We start from the raw sequence: 24,872 nt of genomic DNA, 5'->3' as shown, positions 1-24,872 counted from the left end.
GACCGCCCCGGTGTCAGGCGATATAAGCCGCCTCTTCACAACTCACATGAAGCAAGGTCATGGCGCACCATAAATCTGCGCAGAAAAGAATTCGGCAAACGGTTCGCCGCTCCGCCGTCAACATCGCGCGTATCGGTCGCGTGCGCACGTTCATCAAGAAAGTCGAGCAAGCCATCGCTGCGGGCGATCGCGCCAAGGCACAAGATGCGCTTCGCCTCGCAGAACCGGAAATGATGCGCGGCGCCAACAAAGGGATCGTAAAGAAGAACACGATGTCGCGGCGCATTTCTCGATTGTCGAAGCGCATCAATGGGATGCCTGCATAAGTTACGACGAAAAGTTTTGTCGATATGGGCCGCACTTTTCAGTGCGGCCTTTTTTACGAGTGGTTGTCATGCGCAAGCCCACCAAGATGTAGTGGTGTTGCCGCATTGCATGGCGTTTCGATTTTTTTCCGATGCGCTCCAGCCAATGTTGAAAGGGTTCCGAGCGGGCAGTAGTCTTGTCGAACCGAACAGGGGTTCCGGGGCAATTCTCTGCCCACAATTTTATCGTATGGACGAGGACGGTGTCTTTTGTCGGCCCCAATGGCGGAGGCGTTTCAAAAAAATAAATTTTTGTCAGCGGATCGCGAAACCGTTCTGCTCTAAAAAAATATTGATAAGACACGCCGGCCATCGGCGGATTAGGGAGAGAAGTCCAGCGCGGTTAACGCGCGGACCCGGGAAGTGTGAATGAACTATGCAGGTGACGTTTCGGTCGAAGACGCTTGGCGCATCCTGGGCGAAGATTCTTCGGCTCAGCTAATCGACGTGCGGACGGCGGCGGAATGGAATTTCGTCGGCCTTCCCAACCTCGACGACGTTGGTAAGCCGGTTCACCGCGTCGAGTGGCAAGGATTCCCCGGCGGGGCGCCCAACCCGCAATTTACCGACCAAGTCACTGCGACCGGCGTCAAGCCGGACGATACCCTCTTATTTCTATGCCGCTCGGGTGGCCGCTCAAAAGCGGCAGCCATCGCCATGACCGAGCGGGGCTACTCCAAATGCTACAACGTCGCGGGCGGTTTCGAGGGCGACCTCGACGGTGATCGCCACCGTGGTCGCGCCGGCGGTTGGAAAGCTGCCGGTCTCCCCTGGAACCAGTCCTGAGGTCCGAATGGAAACGCCGCAACCCAGTCGACCCCTTGGTGACATTTGGCAGAGCGTCCGCGATCGGCTGCGTGCCGATGTAGGCGACGCCGCCTACAACAGTTGGCTCAAGCAGCTCGAACTGACCAACGTCCAGGACGGTCGCGTCCTGATGTCGGTGCCGACGCGTTTCATGCGCGATTGGGTGGTGTCCCACTATGCCGAAAAAGTGCGCGTGGCATGGTCCGAGGAATCGGGGAGCGCGCCGCAGATCGATATTCTGGTCCGCCCGTCCGGGCAGGCCGCCCAGGCACCCAAGGACGTTGCTGGGGAACCGGTACGCGAACGGCCCATCGACCAAGGTCTCGCTGAAGCCGGAGCGCCGCTCGACCCGCGCTTTACCTTTGAGAATTTCGTTGTCGGCAAGGCCAACGAACTGGCCTATGCGGCGGCCCGCCGCGTCTCCGAAGTCGATGCCGTCCCGTTCAATCCGCTCTACCTCTATGGCGGTGTCGGCCTCGGTAAAACCCACTTGATGCATGCGATCGCATGGCACATCCGCGAACGCGATCCGGCTCGCCGGGTGATCTATCTATCCGCCGAAAAATTCATGTACCAGTTCATCCGGGCGCTCCGTTTCAAGGATGTGATGCAGTTCAAGGAACTGTTTCGATCCGTCGACGTTTTGATGATCGACGACGTCCAGTTCATCAGCGGCAAGGATTCCACACAGGAAGAGTTTTTCCACACGTTCAACGCCCTGGTGGACCAGAACCGGCAGGTCATCATTTCGGGCGACCGCTCGCCCTCCAATCTCGACGGCATGGAAGAGCGCATGCGCTCCCGCCTCGGCTGGGGGCTCGTCGCCGACATTCATCAGACCGACTACGAACTGCGGATCGGTATCCTGCAGTCTAAGGTCCAGCACATGGGAGCCAAAAACGTCCCCCTGCAGGTCCTCGAGTTTCTCGCCCACCGCATCACCTCGAACGTGCGCGAGCTCGAGGGCGCGCTGACCCGGGTTCTCGCCTATTCCAACCTGGTTGGCCGCCCCATTACCCTCGAAACCACCCAGGAAGTGCTGCGCGACCTGCTACGCGCCAACGACCGGCGGATCACCATCGAGGACATCCAAAAGCGGGTGGCCGAGCACTACAACATCAGGATTTCCGAGATGCACTCGGCTCGCCGGGCCCGTGCGGTGGCGCGGCCCCGTCAGGTGGCGATGTATTTGGCCAAACAGCTCACCTCGCGCTCGCTCCCTGAAATCGGACGCAAGTTCGGTGGACGCGATCACACCACGGTCATGCATGCTGTTAAACGGATCGACGAGCTGCGCCAGAACGACAACATTCTGTCCGAGGATATCGACCTCCTGCGGCGGATGCTCGAGACCTAAAGCGGGTCTCAAATAATCCTTTGATTTCAATGCACTAGGGTGGCCTCGGGGGGCAAAAAAAGCCCCCCACGCGGGCCCGCCGGTGCTATACTCAAGCCCCGCTGGGATTCGGCGGGGACGTGGGGCGCGCTCGGCGTTTTTTTCGGTGAAACGACCGGGACGGGTCCACCGTTTTAGCTCTGAGATCGTCCCGCTTCGGGCGCCTTTAGGCGCCCGTCTTGTCCAAAAATGATGAACGTCGCCCGGTGGGACACTCTACCTGCCGCGCGGATCAACAAAAGAATTGGCGTTATGAAGATCACGATTGAACGCGCAACGCTACTGTCGGCCCTTGGCCACGTGCAAAACGTCGTCGAGCGGCGCAACACCATTCCGATTCTCTCCAATGTGCTGTTGGTGGTCGACGGCAGCGAATTGGCGCTCACCGCGACCGATCTCGATTTGACCATCGTCGAATCGGTCGGGGCCGATGTGTCCCAAGGCGGCGCGACGACCGCGGCCGCCCACACGCTGCACGACATCGTCCGCAAATTGCCCGACGGCGCCCAGATCGAGCTCGCCTTGGCGGGCGATCAATCGCGCCTCTCGGTGGTCGCGGGCAGGTCCAGCTTTACCCTGCCGTGCCTGCCCAAGGAGGACTTTCCGGTATTGGCCGACGATGCTTTGCCGCACAGCTTTCAGATCGAAGCGGACGCGCTCAAGCGCCTTATCGACAAAAGCCGGTTTGCCATTTCCACCGAAGAAACTCGCTATTATCTGAACGGGATCTACCTCCATGCCGCCGAGGCCGAGGGCGTCCCGATGCTGCGCGCCGTGGCCACCGACGGCCACCGCTTGGCCCAGGTCGAATGCCCTTTGCCCGACGGCGCCGCGGCGATGCCAGGCGTGATCGTGCCGCGCAAGGCCGTTCTCGAAGTGCGCCGCCTTTTGGATCAGGTCGACGGCACGGTCGAGGTGTCCCTTTCTGAATCCAAAATTCGGTTCGCTTTCGGTAAGACGGTGCTCACGACCAAATTGATCGACGGCACCTTCCCCGACTATCAGCGCGTGATCCCGTCGGGGAACGACAAAATTCTCGAGGTCGACCGGCGCCAGTTTGCCGAGGCGGTGGACCGGGTCTCGACCATCTCCACCGAAAAGTCGCGCTCGATCAAACTGACAGTCGAAAAGGACAAACTGCATCTCTCCGCCAACAGCCCCGACAGCGGCAGCGCCGACGAGGAACTCGTCGTCAGCTACGGTGGCGAGGACATCGAGGTCGGATTCAACTCGCGCTATCTGCTCGACATCGCCAGCCAGATCGACGGCGACTCCGCGCGGCTGGATCTCGCGGATGCGGTGTCGCCGACCATCCTGCGCGACCTCACCGATGAGCGCGCACTCTATGTCCTCATGCCGATGCGGGTGTAGAGACGCCGTTGGCTATGGCCCATGACATGGCGCCCCGTGCGGTGCCCGTGGGGGCCGCCCAGGTACCCGCGTATTTTCTGCGCCGTCTGACGCTGACGGATTTTCGCTGTTACGCCCATTTACGGCTCGAGACCGACGCGCGTTGCGTCGTTCTGACCGGGCCGAACGGGGCAGGAAAAACCAATATCCTTGAAGCGATTTCCTACCTTTCGCCGGGCCGCGGTCTGCGCCGCGCCCGCCTCGCCGATGTCTGCCGTACCCGCAGCGATCGCGGTTGGGCCGTCGCCGGCACCGTCGACGGCACCCCCGGCGGCGATGTCGATATCGGCACCGGCACCATCTCGCCCGATCCGACTGCGGACGCGCCGCTCGACCGCCGCCAGGTGCGCATCGCCGGGGAAACCGTGCGCGGTCCCGCGGCGCTGGCTGAATCGGTCGCGATGGCGTGGATCACGCCGCAAATGGATCGCCTGTTCCAAGAGGACAGCGCCTCGCGCCGCCGCTTCCTCGACCGTTTGGTCTACGGTGTCGATCCAGGCCATGCGACCCGTGTCGCCGCCTATGAGCGGGCGATGCGCGAGCGCGCTCACTTGCTCAAATCCGGCCGGCGCGCTGACCAATGGGTTCTGGCGCTGGAAAACACCATGGCCGAGTACGGGGTGGCCATTGCCGCCGCGCGACGCGACGCGGTGAACAGTCTCTCGGCCGCGCTTCACACCGATACCGGTCCGTTCCCGGCGGCCCTCGTCGAGGTCGACGGCAGCGTCGAGGCCTCCCTCGACGACATGGCGGCATTGGATGCCGAGCAAGCCTTTCGCGAAGCATTGACCGCCGCGCGCTACCGCGACGCCGAAACCGGCGGTGCGGCGGTTGGACCGCATCGCAGTGACCTTGCGGTGACGCACCTGGAGAAAGGGCTACCCGCGCGGCAATGCTCGACCGGCGAACAAAAGGCGTTGCTGATCGCCATCGTGTTGGCTGATGCGCGCGTCGGCGCGCTGCGCACCGGCGCGGCCCCGCTGTTGTTGCTCGACGAAATCGTCGCGCACCTCGATGAAAACCGGCGACACGCGCTGTTCGCCCAAGTCCTCGAGATGGGCGTTCAGGCATGGCTGACCGGCACCGACAAGGACGTTTTTGAACCGCTCGGCCCGCGCGCACTTTTCCTCGACGTTTCCGGCGGTACCATCACAGGAATCCAGAATGACTGACCAAGCCGAAGACATCGGCGCCGAAGGCGACTACGGCGCAACGTCCATCAAGGTGCTGCGCGGGCTCGATGCCGTGCGCAAACGTCCGGGCATGTATATCGGCGATACCGACGACGGTTCTGGCCTCCACCATATGGTCTACGAGGTCGTCGACAACGCGATCGACGAATCGCTCGCCGGCCACTGCGATCGGATCGATGTCACCCTCAATCCCGATGGCTCGTGCACGGTGGGCGACAACGGCCGCGGTATCCCGACAGGCATCCATCACGAAGAGGGGATCTCGGCCGCCGAAGTCATCATGACCCAACTCCACGCCGGCGGTAAGTTCGACGACAACTCCTACAAGGTCTCCGGCGGCCTGCACGGCGTCGGCGTTTCGGTCGTCAACGCGCTCTCCGCCCGGCTCGACCTACGCATCCGCCGCCAGGGCAAGGAGCATTACCAGCGCTATATCCACGGGGAACCCGAAGCGCCGCTCGCGGCGGTCGCCGACTCGCGCGAGCATGGGACGGAAATTACTTTCCTGCCGTCGCTGGAGACTTTTTCGCATATCGACTTCGACATCGAGACGCTGGAGCACCGGTTGCGCGAACTCGCTTTCCTCAATTCCGGTGTCACGATCGTCCTCAAGGACAAGCGCGGCGTCGACGAAACGGTCATCGAAATGCATTACGAAGGCGGTGCCGAAGCCTTCGTCCAGCACCTCGATCGCAAGAAACAGGGCCTACACCAGACCGTCGTCGTGACCGGGGAGCGCGACGGCATCACGCTCGAACTGGCGTTGCAGTGGAACGACAGCTACCACGAGAACGTGCTGTGCTTCACCAACAACATCCCGCAGCGCGACGGTGGCACCCATCTCGCGGGCTTCCGCGCGGGCCTCACGCGCACCGTCAATGCATATGCGCTTCAACATCCAGGCGCCAAGAAAGACAAGGTGCAAATCACCGGCGACGACGCCCGCGAAGGCTTGACCGCCGTCCTTTCCGTTAAGGTTCCCGATCCGAAGTTCTCGTCCCAGACCAAGGAAAAGCTGGTGTCCTCGGAAGTCCGCACCGTGGTCGAAAGCCTCGTGGGCGACCGGTTGGGCCAATGGTTCGAAGAGCATCCGAGCGACGCTCGGGCGATTGCGGCCAAGATCACCGAGGCCGCGGCGGCGCGCGAAGCGGCCCGCAAGGCGCGCGAATTGACGCGGCGGAAGAGCGCGCTCGACATTTCCAACCTGCCCGGCAAACTCGCCGACTGCCAGGAGCGCGATCCGACGATCGCCGAAATCTTCATCGTCGAGGGCGATTCGGCCGGCGGCTCGGCGAAACAGGGCCGCGACCGACGCTTCCAGGCGGTACTGCCCTTGCGCGGCAAAATCTTGAACGTCGAACGCGCGCGCTTCGACAAAATGCTGTCGTCGAACGAAATCGGCACGCTGATCACTGCGCTCGGCACCGGCATCGGCCGCGACGACTTCGATTTATCGAAGATCCGCTATCACAAGATCATCATCATGACCGACGCCGATGTCGACGGTGCGCATATCCGTACGTTGCTGCTGACGTTCTTCTACCGGCAGATGCCCGAATTGATCGATGCGGGGTATCTCTACATCGCCCAGCCGCCGCTCTACAAAGTTGTCCAGGGCAAGTCCTCGACCTACCTGAAGGACGAAAAGGAGATGGAGGACTACCTCGTCTCCGACGGCGTCAAGGACGCGGTTTTCACGCTCTATAACGATTCCCAAGTCGCCGGTACCGATCTCATTGCCCTGGTGGACCAAGCTCGGCAATGCCGCAAGTTGGTCGGTGCCCTGTCCAAACGCTATGCGTGGGACGCGGTCGAACAAACCGCCATCGCCGGCGCGCTCAGCCCGGAGGTCTTGTCCGTTCCCGACCAGGCCCGCGCCGCCGCCGACTATGTCGCGCGCCGCCTCAACCAGCTCTCGCCCGACGAGGAGCAAGGCTGGCAAGGCGACCCCACCGAAGACGGCGGTCTGAAATTCACCCGCGTGCTGCGCGGTGCGCCGGAAGTACAGGTTATCGACGGACCGCTGATCCGTTCGGCCGACGCACGCAAGCTCCAGGGGATGGCCCAAAGTCTCCAGGACACCTACCAGCGCCGGGGCATTCTGCGCCGCAAGGACGACTCCGTCGTGATTCGCTCGCCCACGCAATTGCTCGACGCCATCGTCGGTTTCGGCCGCAAGGGCCTACAGGTCCAGCGCTACAAAGGCTTGGGCGAAATGAATCCCGAACAGCTCTGGGAAACCACGCTGGATACCTCCGCGCGCAGCTTGCTACAGGTCAAGGTGTCCCAGGTCGACCAGGCCTCCGACCTGTTTGAAACCCTGATGGGCGACGTCGTCGAGCCACGCCGCGATTTCATCCAGACAAACGCCCTCAACGTCGTCAACCTGGACATTTAGCGCCGCTGGATTGGGGGCACCCGGCGCCGGCTACCCCTCGACGGGCCGCCGCCACAGCAACCCGAAATAGACCGCCAGGGCGAGGGTCACCGAGACTCCCATCACGCTGGTCATCCCCACCGCGCGGCCGTCGAATACTGCGCCCACGGTGACACCGAACCCGGTACCGCCCAGGGTTTGGAGAAACCCAAGCAAGGCCGCGGCGGTGCCCGCCATCAGCGGAAACGGGCCTAGCGCGCTTGCCGTACCCAGCGGAAAGATGAATCCGACCGCGAAGGCGAACACGATCATCGGCGCGACGATGGTGACGATCGTTTCGATCCCCAACAGCGGAAAGGCCGCCGTCGTCATCCCCGACAACCACGCCAGCACGACGGCCCAGCGAAACACCGTGTCCAAGCCAAAGCGCGGTGCCAAGCGCTCGGACAGCATGGTTCCGGCGACGAAGCCACCGACTTGAACCGTGATGATCAGGGGAAACGTCGATTCGCTCAAACCGAACACGTCGATAAACACGAATGGTGCGCCGAAGATAAACGCGAAGAACGTGCCGAAGCAAAACACCAGCGTCAGCATGAACCCGACATAGGTACGGTTGCGCAGCAGTGCCCCGAAGTTTCGGAACATCCCCAGCACCTGGGTCGCGCGGGCATCGCGGTTGAGGTTCGATTCGGGGATCAGAAACCAGACCAAGCCGATGGCGATGGCGGCCCACACCGCCAGCGCATAGAAGGTCGCCCGCCAGCTAAAGGTTTCGATGAGCCACCCGCCGAACAACGGCGCTAACGCCGGCGCGATCGCGATGATGCTGCCGAGGCGCGCTAGCATGATCGCCGAGCGATTGCGGTCGTGCATGTCGCGGATGATCGCCATGCAGATCGTCACGCCGGCGGCCCCGCCCAACGCTTGCAGGAACCGCAACGCGATCAGCATCTCGATCGAATTCGCTTGGGCACTCAACAGCGACGCCGCCAGGAACAGCGCGGTCCCCGCCATCAACGGGCCGCGCCGGCCGAACCGGTCAGAGATCGGTCCGTAGGCGAGTTGGGCGATGGCAAAACCGATCATGTAGGCGCCCAGCGTCAGCTGCACCTTGCTCACGCTCGCCGCATACTCGCGGGCGAGTTGCGGTAGCGCCGCAATGAACATGTCGGTCGCCATTTCGCCTACCACCAATACGGCGGACAGCACGATAATCAGCGGCAGCGTACCGGCGCGCAGCTTGGCCATAGGTCACTCGAGTTTGAAAGGGCGCGCACTATACGCGCGGGTCCGCGCAAGGCCAACTCCGCAGACCGCCCAGACGCGCGGGTCAGGCGCCCTCAACGCCGGGTCGGTTCATCACCGGGCGCAGCACAACGAGGTAGACCAGCGCGCTCGACCCCATCAAGCCGGCCATCAGGCCCATCACCGGTAGTGCGCTGCCGTCATAGATCGCCGCGACCAGGACGCCGACCACCGCCGAAAACGCGGCCTGCATGAAGCCGATCAGCGACGAGGCGGTGCCCGCCACGGTCGGGTAGGGCGCCAACGCGCCGGAAAAACACAGCGGCATGATGAAGCCCAGGCCGAAGGTCGTCAGCATCAGTGCCGGCACAACGATGTACAGCGTCAACGAACCCGACAGCGCCAGGGCAAACAACGTCGCCGTTCCGCCCACGGTGCACCCCACGCCGACACCGAACAGGTTCTTGGGCCCTAGCCACCGCGCCGCGCGGCCGGTCATGAACGACGACGCCGAGAACACCGGCGCCATCGCTAGAAACAACGCGCCGAACTGCGACGGCGTCAATCCTTGGGTGTCGATAAACACCAACGCGCCGCCCGACATGAAGCTGAACATCGCGCCGAGCGCCAAGCACAGGCAGGCGGCGTAGCCGCCGAACACTCGGTTGGTCAACAGCAGCCGAAAAGTGCGCAGCATTGGTAGCGGCCGAATCGCATCGGGGTTGGGTACCGTAGTTTCCTCGAACCACAGCGCGATGACCGCGAGATAGACCAGGGCAAAACCCGCAATGGTGAAAAAGATCGCCTGCCATCCCAGGGTCTCGGCCAAGAATCCACCGGTGATCGGCACCAGTGCGGATAACGCGCCCATGATTCCGGTGGTGTAGCCAAGGATACGGGTGGTTTCGCCGGGCGGATGCAGATCGCGCACGATCGCCCGGCTCAACACCCAGGCCGATGCCGCTCCCAGCGCTTGGAAGAAGCGCAGCACGATCAGCCATTCGACCGACGGCGACACCCCGGCGGCCAGACTCGTCGCGGCATAGAGAAGCATGCCGCCCAGCAAGATCGGACGCCGGCCGAAGCGGTCGCCCAGCGGCCCCACCGCCAATTGCCCGATGGCGAAGCCGACCAGGAACACGCTGAAAGTCAGTTGCACCATGGTCACGGTGCTGCCGAAGCCGATCCGGATCGCGGGCAGGGCCGGGATGTACATGTCGGTCGATAGCGGTCCGACAGCGACCAAGCCGCCGACAAACAGGATCAGGGGAAGCGACCCCGGGCGTAACGGGCTTCGACTCATGTTGGTACCATGACTCGCGGGCGGATCAGGACGAAGCTCGCCAGCGCCCCGGTCGACAGGGCAGCGATCAGGGCGAACATTGGCACCCCGGTGCCGTCGAATAAAAGGCCGACCAGGGCGCCCATCGCCGCCGAAAAGACGCTTTGGATAAAGCCGATCAAGGTCGACGCGGTGCCGGCCATTTCGGGGTGGGGCGCCATTGCTCCGGCAAAGGCGAGCGGCACCATGAAGCCCATCGCAAACGACAGCACCGCCATCGCGCCGACCAAGGCGAAGACGTCGGTCCACCCGGCCAGGACCAAGCCCAGCGCGACTAGGGCCGCTGCCGCCGCGCCTGCCGCCGCCGCGCGGTAGATCGTGTCGTGGCGCATCCGTCCGCCCAATCGTCCCACGATTGCCGAAGCCACCGTGAAGGCGCCGGCCATCGCGGTGAAGATCAGGCCAAAGTGCGTCGTCGGCACCCCGTACACGTCAATGAACACAAACGAAGATCCCGACAGAAAGGTAAACAGCGTCCCGAACATGAACGAAACGCTGATGGTATTGCGCAGGAATGCGCGGTGTTGCAACAGGATGCCGAAGTTCGCCAGCATTTGCGTAGGTCGGATCGCGTCGCGGTTCACCGCGACGATGGATTCGCGAAACCCGATGCCGACGATCAGGAAATAGATCAGGGCATAGGCGATCAGCACCGCGAAAATGACCTGCCACCCGAAATAGACCGTGACCAATCCGCCGATACTCGGCGTGATCAACGATGTCCCGCCCATGATAACCGTCGCATAGGCCAAGATGCGCGCGGACTCTTCGGGTTTCGCTACATCGCGAATGACCGCCCGGCCCAGTACCTGGCCGAAGGCCGCGCCGAGCGCTTGGATGAAACGGCCCAGCACCAACATCTCGATCGATCCGGCGGCCATGCACAACGCGCTGCCCACGAGGTAGATCGCGATCCCACCCAGGATGGTCGGCTTGCGCCCGAACCGGTCGGCGATCGGTCCATAGAAAAGCTGGCTTAACGCAAAGCCCAGCAAATAGACGCTCAGCGTCAATTGCACCGCCGGTACCGTCGTGTCGAGCGCTTGGGCCAGGCTGGGCAAGGACGGAATAAACATGTCCGTCGACAGCGGGCTGAACGCGAACAGGCCGCCTGCAAACAGGACAAAGGTCAGGGTACCAGGTCTGGAAAGCATGTTGCCTTATCGGCGATGGCGGCGGCGCGGCGCTTAAGGCCACGTTAGGTCCCAGAGCGCGTGGGTGCAAACGCCCGCTTAACCGAAGCGGTGTAGCGATGCGCCGTGACGTTTGAGCCAGTATTTCGCGGGCCCGTTGTCTGGACAGAGCCGGTCGACGAGCCCCCAAAACCGCTTGCTGTGGTTGAGTTCGACCAGGTGCGCGACCTCGTGCGCGACGACATAGGTCAGCACGTTCTCGGGCGCGAGGATCAGCCGCCAGGAAAACGACAACCGGGCATCCTCCGAACAACTCCCCCACCGGCTGCGGGTATCGCGAATTTGAATCGTACGGATGCGCCGGTCGAGATCGCGGGCGAAATCGTGGGCGCGGGACGAGACCTCGCCGCGCGCCTGCGCCTTAAGCCAATCGGCGACCCGGCGCGCGACATGGGGCGCCTCGCCGGCGACGTTGATCGTTTTCGCGTCAGCGTCCGCCCATACGGTGCCACGCGCCCCGGCGCGGTGGACGATGCAATGGTCGATGCCGAGCAGCGGCAGGACCGCGCCATCGGTAAACGCCACCCGCGGCGCAAGGTCGCGCACCTGGTGCATGATCCACCGGGATTTCTCTTGCACGAAGGCGAGCCCGTCGGCCTTGGCGACAAAGCGCGGCAGAACCAATTCGATCCCGCCGGTACGTTCATCGACCCGCAAGCTGATGTTACGCGCCCGACCGTTGACCTGCACGGCGAGCGGAACCGTCGTCCCGTCGATCTCGACGGTTTGCCCGCGATCCCCGTCGATCTTTACCGCGGCCATCGCACGATGTGCAGTTCCGGATCCGGCGCGTCGGCCTCAGCAATGGTGCGTCCGCGCACCGAATGCCCCGCCATGTTGACCGTGTTGCGGCTGCCCGACACGAGGTGGTGCCATATCGGCAGCGCGCGTCCCTCGGCGATCAGCCGGTAGGCACAGGTCGACGGCATCCACGACAACTGCGCGATGTTATCGGGCGACAGCACGACGCAATCGGGCACATAGCGCTGACGTTCGGTGTAGCGGGTACAGCGGCAGGTTTCATCGTCCAACAGCCGGCAGGCGACGTTAGTGTACTCGACGACATCGGTCTCGATGTCCTGCAGCTTCAGCAAGCAGCATTTACCGCATCCGTCGCACAGCGATTCCCACTCTGTGCGAGTCATCTCGGACAAGGTCTTATGCTTCCAGAACGGTTCGTCGTCGGGGGCCGCGGTGCGTTGCGTGCCGGGCGTTGCGCGGGGAGCGCTAGGCGTTGGCAAGTATCGCCTCGTGGACCCTCGGCAGGATCTCGGTGCGCCAGCGCCGCCCGTTGAAAATGCCGTAGTGTCCGGTTTGCGCCTGTTCGTGGTGGCGTTTCTTGGCGGCAGGCAAGTTCACGCATAAATCGTGTGCGGCTCGGGTTTGGCCCAGACCCGAAATATCGTCGAGTTCGCCCTCGACCGTCATCAGGCCGATATCGATTATCGCACCGGGATCGACCAACCGCTCGCCCCACTTGAACGTCCCCTGCGGTAGCGCGTGGTCCTGGAACACCGTCTTGACGGTTTGCAGATAATACTCGGCCGGTAGGTCCATGACCGAAAGGTACTCGTCATAGAACTTCTGGTGCGCCGCGACACTGTCGCCGTCGCCTTCGACCAAATGATCGTACAGGTCCCAGTGCGCGTTCATGTGGCGCTCCAGGTTCATCGTCATGAATCCGGTCAATTGCAGAAAGCCCGGGTAGACCTGCCGCATGAAACCCGGATAGCTCATCGGTACTGTGGTGATGACGTTGCGCTCGAACCACGCCAGTGACTGAGATTGCGCGAGGTCGTTGGGCGCGGTCGGGTTGACCCGGGTATCGATCGGCCCGCCCATCAGGATCATCGACTTGGGCCGCGCAGGATCGTTGTCCTCGGCCATCAACGCGGAAGCGGCCAGCACCGGTACCGATGGCTGGCACACCGCCATGACGTGGGTGCCGGGGCCAAGGTGGCGCAGGAAGCAAATGGTATAGGCGATGTAGTCGTCGAGCGAAAAGCGGCCGCGCGCAACCGGCACGTCGCGCGCATCGATCCAATCGGTGATGTAAACGTCGTGCTCGGGCAGCAGCGCATCGACGGTGCCGCGCAACAGCGTGGCGAAGTGGCCCGATAACGGCGCTACCACCAAGACGCGCGGCAACGCCTCGCATCCCGGTCGCTCGAAATGGAGCAAGTTGCAGAAGGCGTCCTCGCGCACCGCGACTTCGGTGATCGGCACCGGCCCCTTTGCGGTTTCGACGTGGGTCAGCCCGAACTGCGGCTTGCTGCGGCGCCGTGTCGTGTATTCGACCAACTCATAGGCCGCTGCCGTGCGCCGACCGAAATCGGTATGGGTAAGCGGGTTGAGTGGATGGCGGAAAGCGATTTGTCCCGCCTGCAAGGTCGTGCGCAGGGCAGCGGTCGCGGCCTGCTGAAACTCGTGCGCGGAATAAAGCAATCAAACGCCCTAACTGTTCCTGGTCACCGCGCAAGGAATCGCGGTAAGTCTCTGAGAGTAACCGAAAAATTCCCTAGAGGAAACAGCCTCTACAGGGCCGCTGCGAGCTGCCGAGCCATCGCCTCCGGCGCAGTGCCGGCGCGGAAATGGGTGACGTATCGTCCGTCTTCGTCCATCAGGAAGATCATCGAGGAGTGGTCCATCAAATAGTCGCTCGACGACCCGGTGTCGCGCGCCCGGGCGGCATAGACGCCGAACGCGTCGGTCATCGCCTTCACTTGCGCGGGCGTGCCGGTCAGGCCGATCAACCGCGGGTGGAAAAAGCTGACATAGGTACGCATCGCTTCGACGTCGTCGCGCTCGGGGTCGATGGTGACGAAGACGGGCGTGATGGCGTCGGCCTTGGCGCCCAGGTCGTTGAGCGCGACCGTCATCGCCTGCAACTCGGTCGGGCACACGTCGGGGCAAAAGGTGTAGCCGAAATAGACCAGCATGTGGCGGCCCTTGAAGGTGTCCTCCGTGACGGTTTCGCCCCGGTGGTTGACCATTTCGAACGGGCCACCGACGATCGATTGGCTCACAGGCAGGTTGGGTTTGCTCACCGGGACTAACAGTCCAAGCCCGAGGCCACCGATCACGGCAAGGACCGCGGCGATAATCAGGATGGGCCCGCGGCGCCGGGCCGTGGATTTCTTCGGGGACGGTGTGGACATGGCGCTAGAACAGCAAACCGGCGCCGCGGGTGCAAATCCCGCTTGCGTGAATGGCTGCGACCCGTTGTCGCGTCACACCAGGGCCTGTCCGGCAGCACCGACTAGGACCAGCGTCCACGCCGCGCTGGGGTGGGTCAGGGCACGCACCGGCGGGCGGGTACCGCGGAGTTCCAGCGCATACAACAGCGCGCCGACGGCACCGACGATCATCGCCGCGCCGCCGGCCCGCTGGAGCAGGGTCCCGTTGCTCCCAGCCCACGCCGGATCGCGCGCAATCAGCGCCACCACCCCCAGCGCGATCAGGGCCGAAACTGCCCGCACCCAGGTCGTGCCGGGCTCCATTTTGTTAGGGTTTGGCCCGCGTTGACGCATGCCTTAGCAGCCCCCATCCTCCATCGATGACAGGCTTCGACACTACCCCGGATTTCGCCTGGTTGACGATTGGCGCGGGGCCCGAGCCGTTTTTCCTTCTCCTTGCGGCCTTCGTCATCGACGCCTTGCTCGGGTTGGTGCTACGTCGCCCGCGCCGCCCGTTCGACCGGATTGCGGCACGTTTGATTGGGGAGGCCGCGCGCCGCCTCGACCGCACCGGCCGTACGCCTGCTACCCTGCTGGTACGCGGCTTGATCCTTAGTCTCTTTTTGATCGTTGTCGGGATCATCGTCGGCGTTGCCGTTTCGGCGGCGTCCGCGGCGGTCCCTTTCGGCTGGTCGCTGTCGTTGGCGGCGCTGCTGATCGTGGTTGACCAGCGCGCGCTGTTCGGCGCGCTCGGGCGCAGCATCCGGACCCCGCCCCGCGCCGCCGACGGCGGCTTGCGCCAATCGGTCGAAAGCGCCGCATTGCGCTACGCCGAGGGCGTGGTGGCGCTGGCCTTTTGGTATGCCCTCCTCGGCCTCACCGGGATGATCGTCTACCGCTTGTTATTGGTCGCCGCGTTGCTGTTCGACCGGCCCGGGGCAGACGACCGTGCCTTGGGGTTCGTCTCGATGCGACTGCACGATGCGCTCGGGTGGGTGCCGCTGCGGCTCGCCGCGGTGCTGCTGGCCTTCTCGGCGATGTTTACGCCGGGTGCTTCGCTGGGTGGGTCGATGGCTGCGATGCTTGGCCATGCGCCTGGCCGGCGGTTGCGCAGTGCCGCCTGGCCGGTGGCCGCGATGGCCGGAGCGCTCGGCGTCATGCTCACCGGACCGCGTCACCTCGACGGACCCGAGCGCGGCGTCACGCCCTGGATCGAACCCGCGGGCGCCCGCAGCGACGCCTCGCCCGCTGACGCCCATCGTTGTTTCTACCTGCTCGTCGTGGCCTGTGTGCTCAATGCCCTGGTCGTGCTACTCGTCGCCATAATCGAGTTGGCCGAGCGGGCAGGCTAAGTGCGGCTGCGCAACAGCGCGTTGAGCGCTTGGCGCAACACGTCAGCCTCGGGATTGGTCACCGCGTTCTTGAACAGAATGTCTTCGGGCGAGACGTTGCGGCCGTAGTACTCGCGGTTCAGGCTTTCGCGCTGCTCGATCACCGCGCCCTCGACCGAGGCGCCAGCGAACAACCCCTTGGACTTGGAATAGGAATAGACATCCTCGCGAAAATTCGTTGTCGTCGCGGCCTCGATGCCCGCGCCAATCGGCCCCGCCGCGACGCTCGCATCGGCACCCAGCTTCACTTTGTTGAACAGCACCGCGTCGACCGCGCGCTTGGTCATCAGCAGCAATACCACCTCGGACGCCTGCGCGCCGAACTGTAAGCCGATGCTGCCGGCGCCCATCGTGTAGAAGGCTGGCGGGGTCCAAGACTCGCCCTTGCGCACCAGCATCACGCCCGAACCGCCTTCACCGCCGACGATAAACCCGGCCTTCAACATTTGCGGTAGGATCAGCACGCCCTGGGCGCGGCTCAACAAAATGCGCATCGAGCCCATGTCCGGGTCGGTCTCGAAGGACTTCACCGTCAGGACCGCCTTGTCGACGAGGGTCTGCGCTTCGCCAGCGCGGGCCGTTCCGCTTTGGCTGCCGATCACTATGGCCAAGATGCCGAAGAATATCGCCGCTGCGCGCGCCATCGTGTGCATTTTCATTGTTTCGCTCCTTCCGATGGACCCGCATCATGGGACCCAAATGGGGCTGTTTTGTGGCTCATTCGCCCAGGTTCAAGATCAATCCCAATGTGCGGGCCCGGCGGAAAAACGCCAGGAACCCGAGCGACCCGCCGATCAAATAGACCACGTTTAACGCCGAAGCGGTCCACATCAATTCGGGCCGGTAAACGCCGTCGATCAGGATCGCGCGCATTCCCTCGAACACGTGACTGGCCGGCAAGATGAAGGTCAGCGGTTGCACCCACGGCGGCAACACCGCGACCGGGTAGTAGATCGCCGACAGCGGCGCCAGCGCAAACACCGCAACCCACGCGAGGCTCTCTGCCCCCAGGCCGTAGCGCAGGACCAATCCGGCCATCACCAGCCCCAGAGCCCAGCCCATCACGATCAGGTTGATAAAGAACCCAACCAGCGGGAGCCCCAGCGAATAGACCGAAAAGTCGAACAGCGCGTATGCCAGCAAGGAGGCCGGGACAATCCCGATCACCGTCTTGATCAGACTGATCGTCATCAACGACGCCAAAAGTTCGTACGGGCGCAACGGGGAAACGAACAAATGACCGAGGTTACGCGACCACATTTCCTCCAAAAACGACATCGACACGCCCAACTGCCCGCGGAACAGGACATCCCACAACAGGACCGCCGACAGCAAAACGCCGAAAGCCTGAACGAACAGGCTCGAATTCTGCGCAAGATACAGAGTTAGAAATCCCCACAGGACGACCTGCATCGTCGGCCAATAAGCGAGTTCGAGGATGCGCGGCCACGACCCGCGCAGCAAATACCAATAGCGCATCACCATCGCGCTCACCCGCAGCGGCGAAAACGCGAAATAGGCGTCGCGGCGAACCACATCGTGCCGGCGCGCGGTCACGGCGCGGCCACCGTGTCGCGGCCACGCGCGATATCGAGGAACACTTCCTCCAGGGTCTTGCGGCCGTACCGGTCGATCAGAGTCTGCGGCGTGCCGCGACCCACGACCTTCCCGGTACGCAGCATGATCACATCGTCGCAAAGCCGTTCGACCTCGGCCATGTTGTGCGAGGCCATCAGGAAGGTGGCTCGCGTCCGGGTTTGGTAGGCCTTCAAGAAGGTACGAATCCAGTCGGCTGAATCAGGGTCAAGCGACGCGGTCGGTTCGTCCAACAGCAAGACGTCGGGATCGTTCAACAATGCCTTGGCCAACGCGACACGGGTTTTCTGCCCGGACGACAAATTGCCGAAGGGACGGTCCATTAGCGGCATCAACTCGAGAGCCTCGCCGAGTTCCTCGATTCGCCCGGTCATATCGCGCAGTGCATACAACCGCCCATAGATGCGCAGGTTTTCCTTTACAGTCAGGCGGCGTGGCAGATCGACATAGGGTGAAGAGAAGTTCATCCGCGGCAGCACGCGATAGCGATGCCGTAACATGTCTTCGCCCAGCACACTGACCGCCCCGTCGCTCGGCAACAGCACGCCCAATAGGATAGAAATCGTCGTGGTCTTGCCGGCACCGTTACCGCCCAAGAGAGCGGTCGTGGTCCCCGCCGCAACCTCGAACGACAGATCGTTGACTGCTGTAACCTGGCCATACCGTTTACTGAGATTGCGCACCGAAATGGCCGCCGCCGGGGCATTCATGGGCCGAATATGGCGTCTCGGATCGGCCCGCGCCAGCCCCGCGTTGCCGCTGTCCGGGCGTGGCGATAGGGTGCCGCCGTGAGCAACGACAACCTGGTAACAGCACCTCGACCGACGCCCTCGCACCTCGCCCCCCCGGCGGCGCGGCGCCGTCCGCTGCGGCTGCAGACGCTGGTGCTGATCCGCTGGGTCGCGCTGGCCGGTCAGGCGGCGGCGATCGTCTTCGTTCATTTCGGGCTCGGTTTCGAGATGGCGTTTGTACCGGCGCTGTTGGTGGTGCTGGCGTCGGTCGCGCTCAACGCGGTGCTGAGTGTGCGCTATGCGCCGACGACACGGCTCAGCGATCTGCAGGCGCTGCTCTATCTCAGCTATGACACGTTGCAACTGGCGATCCTCTTGTACCTGACCGGCGGTATCGAAAACCCCTTTGCCGTTTTGGTCCTGGTGCCGGTCACGGTATCGGCCACCATCCTCAGTTTTCGCAGCACGCTCGTCCTGGGCGGCCTCGCGGTGGCTAGTCTGACGCTGGTTGCGCTCTATCACCTGCCGCTGCCGTGGCACGGCGAGGGGTTGGTGCTTCCAATGCTCTATATCGCGGGCATTTGGTCCGCGCTGATCCTCGGTATGGGCTTCATCGCGGTCTATGCCTGGCGCGTCGCCGCTGAAGCGCGCCGGATGTCCGATGCGTTGGCGGAAACCCAAATGGCACTGGCCCGCGAACAACAGTTGTCGTCGCTGGGCGGTCTGGCGGCGGCCGCGGCGCACGAATTGGGTACGCCGCTCTCGACGATTGCGTTGATTGCCAAGGAGATGCGCCGCGACGTGGCCGAGGGTGGCGCGCTCGCCGAGGACATGGATCTGCTGCTGCGCGAGACCGGTCGGTGCCGCGACATCCTTGCTGAACTGTCGCGCGATCCGCGCCGGGACGGCTCTTCGCCCTTCGAGCGCCTCGCGGTGCCGGTCTTGGTCGAGACGATTGTGGCGCGCCACCGCGCCCATAAAGTCGTCGAGATTTCCGCCCAGTGCGACCCCGGGGTTGCCATGCCGCACATTGCGCGTCGGCCCGAAATCGTCCACGGCCTCGGCAATATCGTCGAGAACGCAGTCGACTTCGCCCACACCCGCGTCGATATCGCGGTGAGCGCGACGGCGGCGGATATGACGGTGGCGATCGCCGACGACGGGCGCGGCTTTGCTAATGCCGTCCTCGGCGACCTCGGCGAACCTTATGTCTCGACACGGCGACATTCCGGTGGCATGGGTCTGGGCCTGTTCATCGCCAAGACGCTACTGGAACGGACTGGCGCGACCGTTCGTTTTCAAAACACGCCCCTGGGCGGCGCGCAGGTTGCGATCCGCTGGCCACGCGCAGCCCTCGACCAATCGGAATCGTCCCCATGACAGAAACTCCGCCGCCCGACCCAGCCGCCGCCGCGCGCCGCCTCTTGATCGTCGACGACGATGCACCGTTCCGCGACCGTCTGGCGCGGGCAATGGAAAAGCGCGGCTTCGCGGTAGTGACCGCCGCCGACGAGCTCGATGCGGCGACCGCGATCGCTGCCCACCAGCCGACCCACGCTGTACTCGACCTACGGCTCGAAAAGGGATTTGGTCTCGATATCGTGCCGGTGATCCGGGCTCAGAATCCCGACGCCCGGATCGTCATCCTGACCGGTTATGGCAACATCGCGACGGCGGTGGCGGCGGTCAAAGCCGGCGCGGTGGATTACCTCGCCAAGCCCGCCGACGCCGACGAGATCGAAGCTGCATTACTCGCAACCAGCGGCGACAAGCCACCGCCCCCAGAACAGCCGATGTCGGCGGACCGGGTGCGCTGGGAGCATATTCAGCGCGTTTACGAGCTGTGCGACCGCAACGTCTCGGAGACCGCGCGGCGTCTCAACATGCACCGCCGCACCCTCCAGCGGATCCTCGCCAAGCGCTCGCCACACTAGCGGCAGGACGCAAAAAATACTGGAATCAGTGGAACTTAGAGGGAGTCGCGGGTATAACCCGTGGGCAGGATGACCTACTCCGACAGGCTTGCCAGACAGGTTGCGGCGCTCGCGGACGCCCACGTTCTCGTGGTCGGCGACCTGATGCTCGACCGCTTCGTCTCGGGCACCGTCGATCGCATCTCGCCCGAGGCGCCCATCCCCGTCTTTACGATCGGCAGTGAAAAACTCATGCTGGGCGGTGCCGGAAATGTCGCGGCGAACGTCGTCGCGCTGGGCGGGTCGGCGACCTTGATCGGTGTCACCGGTGCCGACGAGCCCGGCCGCGACCTCGCCGACCTGATCGACGGCCACGATCGCCTCACCGCGCATCCGGTGATCGATGCCGCGCGGCCTACAACTCAAAAAACCCGCTACGTCGCGCAAAGCCAGCAGGTCCTGCGCGCCGACAGCGAACAAAATCACGCGGTTGGTGGCTCGTTGGCAGTCGAGGTTCTGCGTTTGGTCGATGCGGCCATGCCCCAGGCCACAGCGCTGGTTCTGTCGGATTACGGCAAGGGCGTGTTGACTCCCGATACGTTGCGCCAGATCGTCGCCAAGGCGGCGGCGCAGAACATTCCGGTCGTGGTCGATCCCCACGGTCGCGACTTTGCGCGCTATCGCGGCGCGGACTATGTCTCGCCCAACCGCGCCGAACTGGCGCTAGCCAGCGGCGAAACAGCGCGTACCGCCGATGAAATCGTCCAAAACGCGCAACGGGTCATGGAGAGCGCCGGTATCGCCAACATGCTTGTCACGCGCAGCGAAGACGGCATGTCGCTGATCGGGCGCCAGGGCGCGCCGCTGCACCTTGCCGCCGAGGCGCGCGAGGTATTCGACGTTTCCGGCGCGGGCGATACCGTTGTTGCAGCGTTCGCTGCGGCACTCGCTGCCGGCATCGAGCCGGCCGATGCTGCCGCGCTTGCCAACACCGCGGCAGGGATCGTCGTCACCAAGGCCGGGACCGCAGTGGTATCCGCGCAGGAATTGATCGCCCACGTCCACGAGGCCGATCTGCGCGCCAGCGACGCCAAGCTGCGTCCGCTCGACGAGGCGCTGCGGATCGCTGCCGGGTGGCGCGAACGTGGCCTGCGCATCGGCTTCACCAACGGCGCGTTCGACCTGTTGCACCCCGGCCATATCGCATCGCTGTCCCAGGCAAAGAGCCATTGCGACCGTCTGATCGTGGCGCTCAACAGCGACGCCTCGGTGCGAGGCCTCAAGGGGCCGACCCGCCCGATCCAATCCGAAACCGCCCGCGCGATGGTACTGGGAGCGATGTCGCAGGTCGATCTCGTCGTGGTCTTCGGCGATGAGACGCCGCTCGATTTGATCAAGGCGATCCGGCCCGATGTGCTGGTCAAGGGCGGCGACTATCGTATCGACCAAGTAGTCGGCGCCGATGTCGTTCAGTCCTACGGCGGCACCGTGATCCTCGCCGACTATCTCGACGGTCACAGCACGACGCGTACCGTTTCGCGCATGGCAGGCTAGGGCATGATCGTCGTTACCGGCGGTGCCGGCTTTATCGGATCCAACGTCGTTGCCGCGTTGGCCGCCAAGGGCGACCGCGAAATCGCGGTCTGCGATGTGTTCGGCAAAAGCGACAAGTGGATGAATCTCGCCAAGCACGAACTTGCCGGCGTGATCTCTCCGCCCGACTTGATCGACTTCCTCAATTCCGAAAGTTTCCGATTGGAGGCGATCGTCCATCTTGGCGCGGTTACCGACACGACCGAAACCGATGTCGACCTGATCCTGCGCAACAATTTCAAATTCTCAATGGCGCTCTGGGATTGGTGCGCCCGCAACGAAGCCGCCTTTATCTACGCGTCCTCCGCCGCGACCTACGGCGACGGCCGTCAGGGTTTCGAGGACAGCGACAGCATGTCGGCACTCTCGCGCCTGCGTCCGCTCAACCCCTACGGTTGGAGCAAACACCTGTTCGACCGCCGCGTCGCGCGCATCATGGCCGAACGTCTGCCCGCGCCCGAAAAATGGGCGGGTCTTAAATTCTTCAACGTCTACGGTCCCAACGAGTATCACAAGGGCCGTATGTCCTCGGTCGCGCTCCAGGTGCACGACAGCATCCTGATCGGCGAGCCGGTGCGGCTGTTCCGTTCGCACAATCCGGATTACGAGGACGGCGGACAAATGCGCGACTTTATCTTCGTCGAAGATTGCGTCGCCGCGATCGAATGGATTCTCGAGCAGGACGAACTGACCGGCATTTTCAACATGGGTTCCGGCGAGGCGCGCACCTTCCTCGACATGGCTTACGCTGTCGCCGATGCGATGGGCGAGGAACTCACCGTCGACTGGATCGACACCCCGGCCGACCTGCGCGACAAGTACCAATACTTCACCGAAGCCAAGATGGACCGCTTCCGTGAAGCCGGCTTCACCCGCACCTTCACCTCACTCGAAGACGGCGTGAAACGCTACGTCCAGCAATTCCTCTCCAAACCCGACCCCTACCGTTAAAACCCGAGCCCTAGGTCGGCTTCGCGTCGCGGTTAGTTCAGCTCTGCTTACCAGGTCTTGACCGGCGGCGACTTGACCTCGACCTGCACCGACTCCTCCAGCGCCTCGGACCAGTGCGGCACGCCCTTGGGGTGAAACCAGGTGTCGCCCGGGTTGGCGATCGCTTCCTCGCCGCCGATCCACAGCTTCAGCTTGCCCGAGACCAGGTGGCAGGACGTTTCATGGTCGTCGTGCTGGTGGGTCGGGTCGCGCATGCCCTTGGGCCGGGTGATCGACAGCATCAACATACTGTCGCTTTTCATCACCACTTTGACCTCGACCGGGTTCGCCAAAGTCTGACCTTCGACCTTTTCGATCAGGTCGACCGGTGCGGCGTCGCCGGCCATGAAGGTCCGGTTAAAGTTGTCGATCGTGCCGGGCATCGTCAGCCTCCCAATTTGGTGCGCACAGCGGCAAGCCGCGCATCGATTTCGGTCTCGTTCAAGGTGCCGCGCTCGACCATGACCGCGCGGATCGCCAGCAACCAGCTTTCGGCATAGCTGCGCGCGGGGTCTTCGAACTGCGCATAGAATTCCACTGCGCGTTTGTGCAGGTCGGCATCGTAGGGGCCGTTGGCCTGCCCGGTGATCAGCGATAGCATCGCGTCCACTCGTTTGTCGAACCATGTCGGTTCGCCGTCGGTGCGGTCGATCGGGCGCGGCGGGGCGGTTGCGTTCATCGCTATTCCGCCGCCGCTTGGGCTGCCGGGGCGAGCCGCGCCAGGACCTCGTCCACCGTCATCACGTCGACAAACCCATAGACATTGCTTAATGCAGAATTGTGGTGGGCGTCGTCGTGCGCCGCATTGGCATCCGATACCATGACCGTCTTGTAGTTCAGCATCATCCCGTCGCGCGCTGTCGATTCGCAACACACGTTGGTTTCGGTGCCGGTAATGACGATCGTGTCGATCCCGCGCGCTTGCAAATCGGTGTGCAGCGACGAGGCGTTGGCGATGAACGGGCTAAAGCGGTCCTTCGCGATCGTCAGATCGCCCGGCGCAACTACAAGGTCGGCGTGCAGCCCATGTCCCCAGCCGCCCGGTCCCAGGCCGCCCAATAGGCGCTCGCGCACCGGCGGCGAACAAAAGACGTCGAACAGCGTGCTCCACGTGCGGGCGGTCGTCTCGGTGAAGGTCGTCACGATCCACACCACCGTGCCGCCCGCCGAGCGCATACCCGCCGCCAATCGGTTAACGCTGGGCACGATATCGACCGTGTTCTGGCCGCCCGTCGTCGCGGTATCGCAAAAGAACGTCTGCATGTCGACCACGATCAACGCGGTGCGGGCCGCATCCAGCGTGTCGAAAATATGGGTGCGACCGCCGCGCCGCTTGGCCATGCGGTCGGCCAACCCTGGGAATAGCGCCGTGTCGTGCATATCGTGGTTCCTCCCTGCATTTGACCCGCACTCTGGTTCCGTGAACTGGACCTAGTGGCGGACGCTATGTCAATCGCTCCCCGGTTACCGCATGAATCCATGCGCCAAACTCGCCTTGTTCATTAACATACCTATACTGATATCGAGTTAGTTTCCTGACGCAAGCCGGATCGAACGGAATCCGTGCGAAGACGTTGTGATAAACGACCAATTCAACACCGCTCTGCGTCTCGAAAAGATTGCCCACTGCGCTAATGGATGTGTGGTGCTTGTCGGTTAGCTTTGCCTTTGCTCCTGACTTGCGGAAACGAACCCGCGGTTCAGTAGAGGGCTCAAGCGGAACAGAAAATACAACAGCATCCAGACCGTACATCGCTACTTTCGCGTCGTAGGGGTCGATGTTGCGCGGGGGTGAGGCGGAGGTCGTGTCGTGCACGACGAGGAGCGTTGGTACACCGCTTCGAGCCCAGCGACCAAACTTTCCACGTGCATGGTCGATCTGCTTGCGTAAGCGATGTCCAGGTTTGGCGCTCCACAGTACCGAGTTCTGTGAATCCAACTCTTTTTGTTGGCGCAAGTCTTCGGTGTTGGGTGCCATTTCGGTGACCTCAACAACGCAGGCCTGCGTCTCAAAATAGACACGATAGTCGGGTCGTTTGTGTTTCGCATTGTCGGGTGCCTCGATCCGCTGTACGCGCACGGGCCATTGGCAGCACCATCGCTTGAACAGCGTTTCGGATGTTGTCTCTCTATCGAGGGCCAAGACGACCT

General features: G+C 63.3%; 26 protein-coding genes. 11 read left to right on the top strand and 15 right to left on the bottom strand.

Annotated features, from left to right (window positions below; all coding sequences use genetic code 11):
- Window positions 1-59: 59 nt before the first annotated feature.
- From rpsT to gyrB, 6 genes are all read left to right on the top strand, one after another.
- Window positions 60-326 (top strand): 30S ribosomal protein S20, encoded by a 267-nt coding sequence (rpsT, locus tag RID42_03505; protein MEQ8246723.1) that lies wholly within the window; start codon window positions 60-62, stop codon window positions 324-326.
- 408 nt (window positions 327-734) lie between these two features.
- On the top strand, window positions 735-1,151 hold the full coding sequence (locus tag RID42_03500; GenBank protein MEQ8246722.1) for a rhodanese-like domain-containing protein: 417 nt from the start codon (window positions 735-737) through the stop codon (window positions 1,149-1,151).
- 7 nt (window positions 1,152-1,158) lie between these two features.
- The gene (dnaA, locus tag RID42_03495; protein ID MEQ8246721.1) at window positions 1,159-2,529 is read left to right on the top strand and encodes a chromosomal replication initiator protein DnaA; all 1,371 of its coding nucleotides are present in this window, start codon (window positions 1,159-1,161) and stop codon (window positions 2,527-2,529) included.
- 291 nt (window positions 2,530-2,820) lie between these two features.
- Window positions 2,821-3,939: a DNA polymerase III subunit beta gene (gene dnaN / locus RID42_03490; protein MEQ8246720.1), complete on the top strand. Its 1,119-nt coding sequence runs from the start codon at window positions 2,821-2,823 to the stop codon at window positions 3,937-3,939.
- A 14-nt stretch (window positions 3,940-3,953) separates the two neighbouring features.
- Complete coding sequence (gene recF, locus RID42_03485) at window positions 3,954-5,150, top strand: DNA replication/repair protein RecF (GenBank protein MEQ8246719.1); 1,197 nt, start codon at window positions 3,954-3,956, stop codon at window positions 5,148-5,150.
- The gene (gene gyrB / locus RID42_03480) at window positions 5,143-7,569 is read left to right on the top strand and encodes a DNA topoisomerase (ATP-hydrolyzing) subunit B (protein ID MEQ8246718.1); all 2,427 of its coding nucleotides are present in this window, start codon (window positions 5,143-5,145) and stop codon (window positions 7,567-7,569) included. Before recF ends, gyrB begins: the two co-directional genes overlap by 8 nt.
- Window positions 7,570-7,599: 30 nt before the next feature.
- Here gyrB and RID42_03475 read toward each other — a convergent pair whose 3' ends face one another.
- From RID42_03475 to RID42_03440, 8 genes are all read right to left on the bottom strand, one after another.
- Window positions 7,600-8,799, bottom strand: coding sequence for a multidrug effflux MFS transporter (locus tag RID42_03475; GenBank protein MEQ8246717.1), 1,200 nt, complete (start codon window positions 8,797-8,799; stop codon window positions 7,600-7,602).
- Window positions 8,800-8,881: 82 nt separating this feature from the next.
- The gene (locus RID42_03470) at window positions 8,882-10,099 is read right to left on the bottom strand and encodes a multidrug effflux MFS transporter (GenBank protein ID MEQ8246716.1); all 1,218 of its coding nucleotides are present in this window, start codon (window positions 10,097-10,099) and stop codon (window positions 8,882-8,884) included.
- Window positions 10,096-11,292 (bottom strand): multidrug effflux MFS transporter, encoded by a 1,197-nt coding sequence (locus RID42_03465; protein MEQ8246715.1) that lies wholly within the window; start codon window positions 11,290-11,292, stop codon window positions 10,096-10,098. The genes RID42_03470 and RID42_03465 overlap by 4 nt, the downstream gene beginning before the upstream one ends.
- Window positions 11,293-11,370: 78 nt before the next feature.
- Window positions 11,371-12,093, bottom strand: coding sequence for a SprT family zinc-dependent metalloprotease (locus tag RID42_03460; GenBank protein ID MEQ8246714.1), 723 nt, complete (start codon window positions 12,091-12,093; stop codon window positions 11,371-11,373).
- On the bottom strand, window positions 12,081-12,476 hold the full coding sequence (locus RID42_03455; protein ID MEQ8246713.1) for a YcgN family cysteine cluster protein: 396 nt from the start codon (window positions 12,474-12,476) through the stop codon (window positions 12,081-12,083). The genes RID42_03460 and RID42_03455 overlap by 13 nt, the downstream gene beginning before the upstream one ends.
- A gap of 82 nt (window positions 12,477-12,558) precedes the next feature.
- A complete protein-coding gene (gene phaZ, locus RID42_03450; protein MEQ8246712.1) occupies window positions 12,559-13,776 on the bottom strand; it encodes a polyhydroxyalkanoate depolymerase in 1,218 nt (405 codons plus the stop codon).
- A gap of 89 nt (window positions 13,777-13,865) precedes the next feature.
- Window positions 13,866-14,489: an SCO family protein gene (locus RID42_03445; GenBank protein MEQ8246711.1), complete on the bottom strand. Its 624-nt coding sequence runs from the start codon at window positions 14,487-14,489 to the stop codon at window positions 13,866-13,868.
- Window positions 14,490-14,561: 72 nt separating this feature from the next.
- Window positions 14,562-14,861: a hypothetical protein gene (locus tag RID42_03440; GenBank protein MEQ8246710.1), complete on the bottom strand. Its 300-nt coding sequence runs from the start codon at window positions 14,859-14,861 to the stop codon at window positions 14,562-14,564.
- 62 nt (window positions 14,862-14,923) lie between these two features.
- Here RID42_03440 and RID42_03435 point away from each other — a divergent pair, with 62 nt between their 5' ends.
- A complete protein-coding gene (locus RID42_03435; protein MEQ8246709.1) occupies window positions 14,924-15,859 on the top strand; it encodes a cobalamin biosynthesis protein in 936 nt (311 codons plus the stop codon).
- On the opposite strand, the gene RID42_03430 is transcribed toward RID42_03435, so the two are convergent.
- The 3 genes from RID42_03430 to RID42_03420 form a co-directional block, all read right to left on the bottom strand.
- Window positions 15,856-16,557 carry a lipid-binding SYLF domain-containing protein gene (locus RID42_03430; protein ID MEQ8246708.1) on the bottom strand — a complete coding sequence of 234 codons (702 nt, stop codon included), beginning with the start codon at window positions 16,555-16,557 and terminating at the stop codon, window positions 15,856-15,858. The genes RID42_03435 and RID42_03430 overlap by 4 nt on opposite strands.
- Window positions 16,558-16,615: 58 nt before the next feature.
- Entirely contained in the window at window positions 16,616-17,383 is a 768-nt protein-coding gene (locus RID42_03425; protein MEQ8246707.1) for an ABC transporter permease, read from the bottom strand.
- Between the two features lie 68 nt (window positions 17,384-17,451).
- Window positions 17,452-18,204, bottom strand: a complete 753-nt coding sequence (locus tag RID42_03420) for an ABC transporter ATP-binding protein (GenBank protein ID MEQ8246706.1) — start codon at window positions 18,202-18,204, stop codon at window positions 17,452-17,454.
- A 78-nt stretch (window positions 18,205-18,282) separates the two neighbouring features.
- On the opposite strand from RID42_03420, the gene RID42_03415 reads away from it, so the two are divergent.
- The 4 genes from RID42_03415 (at window position 18,283) to rfaD (ending at window position 22,682) form a co-directional block, all read left to right on the top strand.
- Window positions 18,283-19,605: an ActS/PrrB/RegB family redox-sensitive histidine kinase gene (locus tag RID42_03415; GenBank protein ID MEQ8246705.1), complete on the top strand. Its 1,323-nt coding sequence runs from the start codon at window positions 18,283-18,285 to the stop codon at window positions 19,603-19,605.
- On the top strand, window positions 19,602-20,159 hold the full coding sequence (locus RID42_03410) for an ActR/PrrA/RegA family redox response regulator transcription factor (protein ID MEQ8246704.1): 558 nt from the start codon (window positions 19,602-19,604) through the stop codon (window positions 20,157-20,159). The genes RID42_03415 and RID42_03410 overlap by 4 nt, the downstream gene beginning before the upstream one ends.
- 69 nt (window positions 20,160-20,228) lie before the next feature.
- On the top strand, window positions 20,229-21,692 hold the full coding sequence (gene rfaE1, locus RID42_03405; protein MEQ8246703.1) for a D-glycero-beta-D-manno-heptose-7-phosphate kinase: 1,464 nt from the start codon (window positions 20,229-20,231) through the stop codon (window positions 21,690-21,692).
- A gap of 3 nt (window positions 21,693-21,695) precedes the next feature.
- Window positions 21,696-22,682, top strand: coding sequence for an ADP-glyceromanno-heptose 6-epimerase (gene rfaD / locus RID42_03400; protein ID MEQ8246702.1), 987 nt, complete (start codon window positions 21,696-21,698; stop codon window positions 22,680-22,682).
- A 47-nt stretch (window positions 22,683-22,729) separates the two neighbouring features.
- Here the strand turns inward: rfaD and RID42_03395 are convergent, their stop codons facing one another.
- From RID42_03395 to RID42_03380, 4 genes are all read right to left on the bottom strand, one after another.
- Window positions 22,730-23,104: a cupin domain-containing protein gene (locus RID42_03395; GenBank protein ID MEQ8246701.1), complete on the bottom strand. Its 375-nt coding sequence runs from the start codon at window positions 23,102-23,104 to the stop codon at window positions 22,730-22,732.
- Between the two features lie 2 nt (window positions 23,105-23,106).
- On the bottom strand, window positions 23,107-23,400 hold the full coding sequence (locus RID42_03390; GenBank protein MEQ8246700.1) for a nitrile hydratase subunit beta: 294 nt from the start codon (window positions 23,398-23,400) through the stop codon (window positions 23,107-23,109).
- A gap of 2 nt (window positions 23,401-23,402) precedes the next feature.
- Complete coding sequence (locus RID42_03385) at window positions 23,403-24,101, bottom strand: isochorismatase family cysteine hydrolase (protein ID MEQ8246699.1); 699 nt, start codon at window positions 24,099-24,101, stop codon at window positions 23,403-23,405.
- Window positions 24,102-24,165: 64 nt separating this feature from the next.
- Window positions 24,166-24,864, bottom strand: coding sequence for a hypothetical protein (locus RID42_03380; GenBank protein MEQ8246698.1), 699 nt, complete (start codon window positions 24,862-24,864; stop codon window positions 24,166-24,168).
- Between the last annotated feature and the right edge of the window lie 8 nt (window positions 24,865-24,872).

This window comes from Alphaproteobacteria bacterium, from assembly GCA_040216735.1.
In the GTDB taxonomy this organism is placed as follows: Bacteria; Pseudomonadota; Alphaproteobacteria; order SHVP01; family SHVP01; genus CALJDF01.
Note: the sequence above shows the minus strand (reverse complement) of the source record. Positions and strands in the feature narration are given on the sequence as shown.

Coding starts and splice junctions, on each gene's coding strand:
- rpsT (MEQ8246723.1), top strand. CDS start 60: ATGGCGCACCATAAATCTGCGCAGAAAAGAATTCGGCAAACGGTTCGC.
- RID42_03500 (MEQ8246722.1), top strand. CDS start 735: ATGAACTATGCAGGTGACGTTTCGGTCGAAGACGCTTGGCGCATCCTG.
- dnaA (MEQ8246721.1), top strand. CDS start 1,159: ATGGAAACGCCGCAACCCAGTCGACCCCTTGGTGACATTTGGCAGAGC.
- dnaN (MEQ8246720.1), top strand. CDS start 2,821: ATGAAGATCACGATTGAACGCGCAACGCTACTGTCGGCCCTTGGCCAC.
- recF (MEQ8246719.1), top strand. CDS start 3,954: ATGGCCCATGACATGGCGCCCCGTGCGGTGCCCGTGGGGGCCGCCCAG.
- gyrB (MEQ8246718.1), top strand. CDS start 5,143: ATGACTGACCAAGCCGAAGACATCGGCGCCGAAGGCGACTACGGCGCA.
- RID42_03475 (MEQ8246717.1), bottom strand. CDS start 8,799: ATGGCCAAGCTGCGCGCCGGTACGCTGCCGCTGATTATCGTGCTGTCC.
- RID42_03470 (MEQ8246716.1), bottom strand. CDS start 10,099: ATGAGTCGAAGCCCGTTACGCCCGGGGTCGCTTCCCCTGATCCTGTTT.
- RID42_03465 (MEQ8246715.1), bottom strand. CDS start 11,292: ATGCTTTCCAGACCTGGTACCCTGACCTTTGTCCTGTTTGCAGGCGGC.
- RID42_03460 (MEQ8246714.1), bottom strand. CDS start 12,093: ATGGCCGCGGTAAAGATCGACGGGGATCGCGGGCAAACCGTCGAGATC.
- RID42_03455 (MEQ8246713.1), bottom strand. CDS start 12,476: ATGACTCGCACAGAGTGGGAATCGCTGTGCGACGGATGCGGTAAATGC.
- RID42_03445 (MEQ8246711.1), bottom strand. CDS start 14,489: ATGTCCACACCGTCCCCGAAGAAATCCACGGCCCGGCGCCGCGGGCCC.
- RID42_03440 (MEQ8246710.1), bottom strand. CDS start 14,861: ATGCGTCAACGCGGGCCAAACCCTAACAAAATGGAGCCCGGCACGACC.
- RID42_03430 (MEQ8246708.1), bottom strand. CDS start 16,557: ATGAAAATGCACACGATGGCGCGCGCAGCGGCGATATTCTTCGGCATC.
- RID42_03425 (MEQ8246707.1), bottom strand. CDS start 17,383: ATGGTGATGCGCTATTGGTATTTGCTGCGCGGGTCGTGGCCGCGCATC.
- RID42_03420 (MEQ8246706.1), bottom strand. CDS start 18,204: ATGAATGCCCCGGCGGCGGCCATTTCGGTGCGCAATCTCAGTAAACGG.
- RID42_03410 (MEQ8246704.1), top strand. CDS start 19,602: ATGACAGAAACTCCGCCGCCCGACCCAGCCGCCGCCGCGCGCCGCCTC.
- rfaE1 (MEQ8246703.1), top strand. CDS start 20,229: ATGACCTACTCCGACAGGCTTGCCAGACAGGTTGCGGCGCTCGCGGAC.
- rfaD (MEQ8246702.1), top strand. CDS start 21,696: ATGATCGTCGTTACCGGCGGTGCCGGCTTTATCGGATCCAACGTCGTT.
- RID42_03395 (MEQ8246701.1), bottom strand. CDS start 23,104: ATGCCCGGCACGATCGACAACTTTAACCGGACCTTCATGGCCGGCGAC.
- RID42_03390 (MEQ8246700.1), bottom strand. CDS start 23,400: ATGAACGCAACCGCCCCGCCGCGCCCGATCGACCGCACCGACGGCGAA.
- RID42_03385 (MEQ8246699.1), bottom strand. CDS start 24,101: ATGCACGACACGGCGCTATTCCCAGGGTTGGCCGACCGCATGGCCAAG.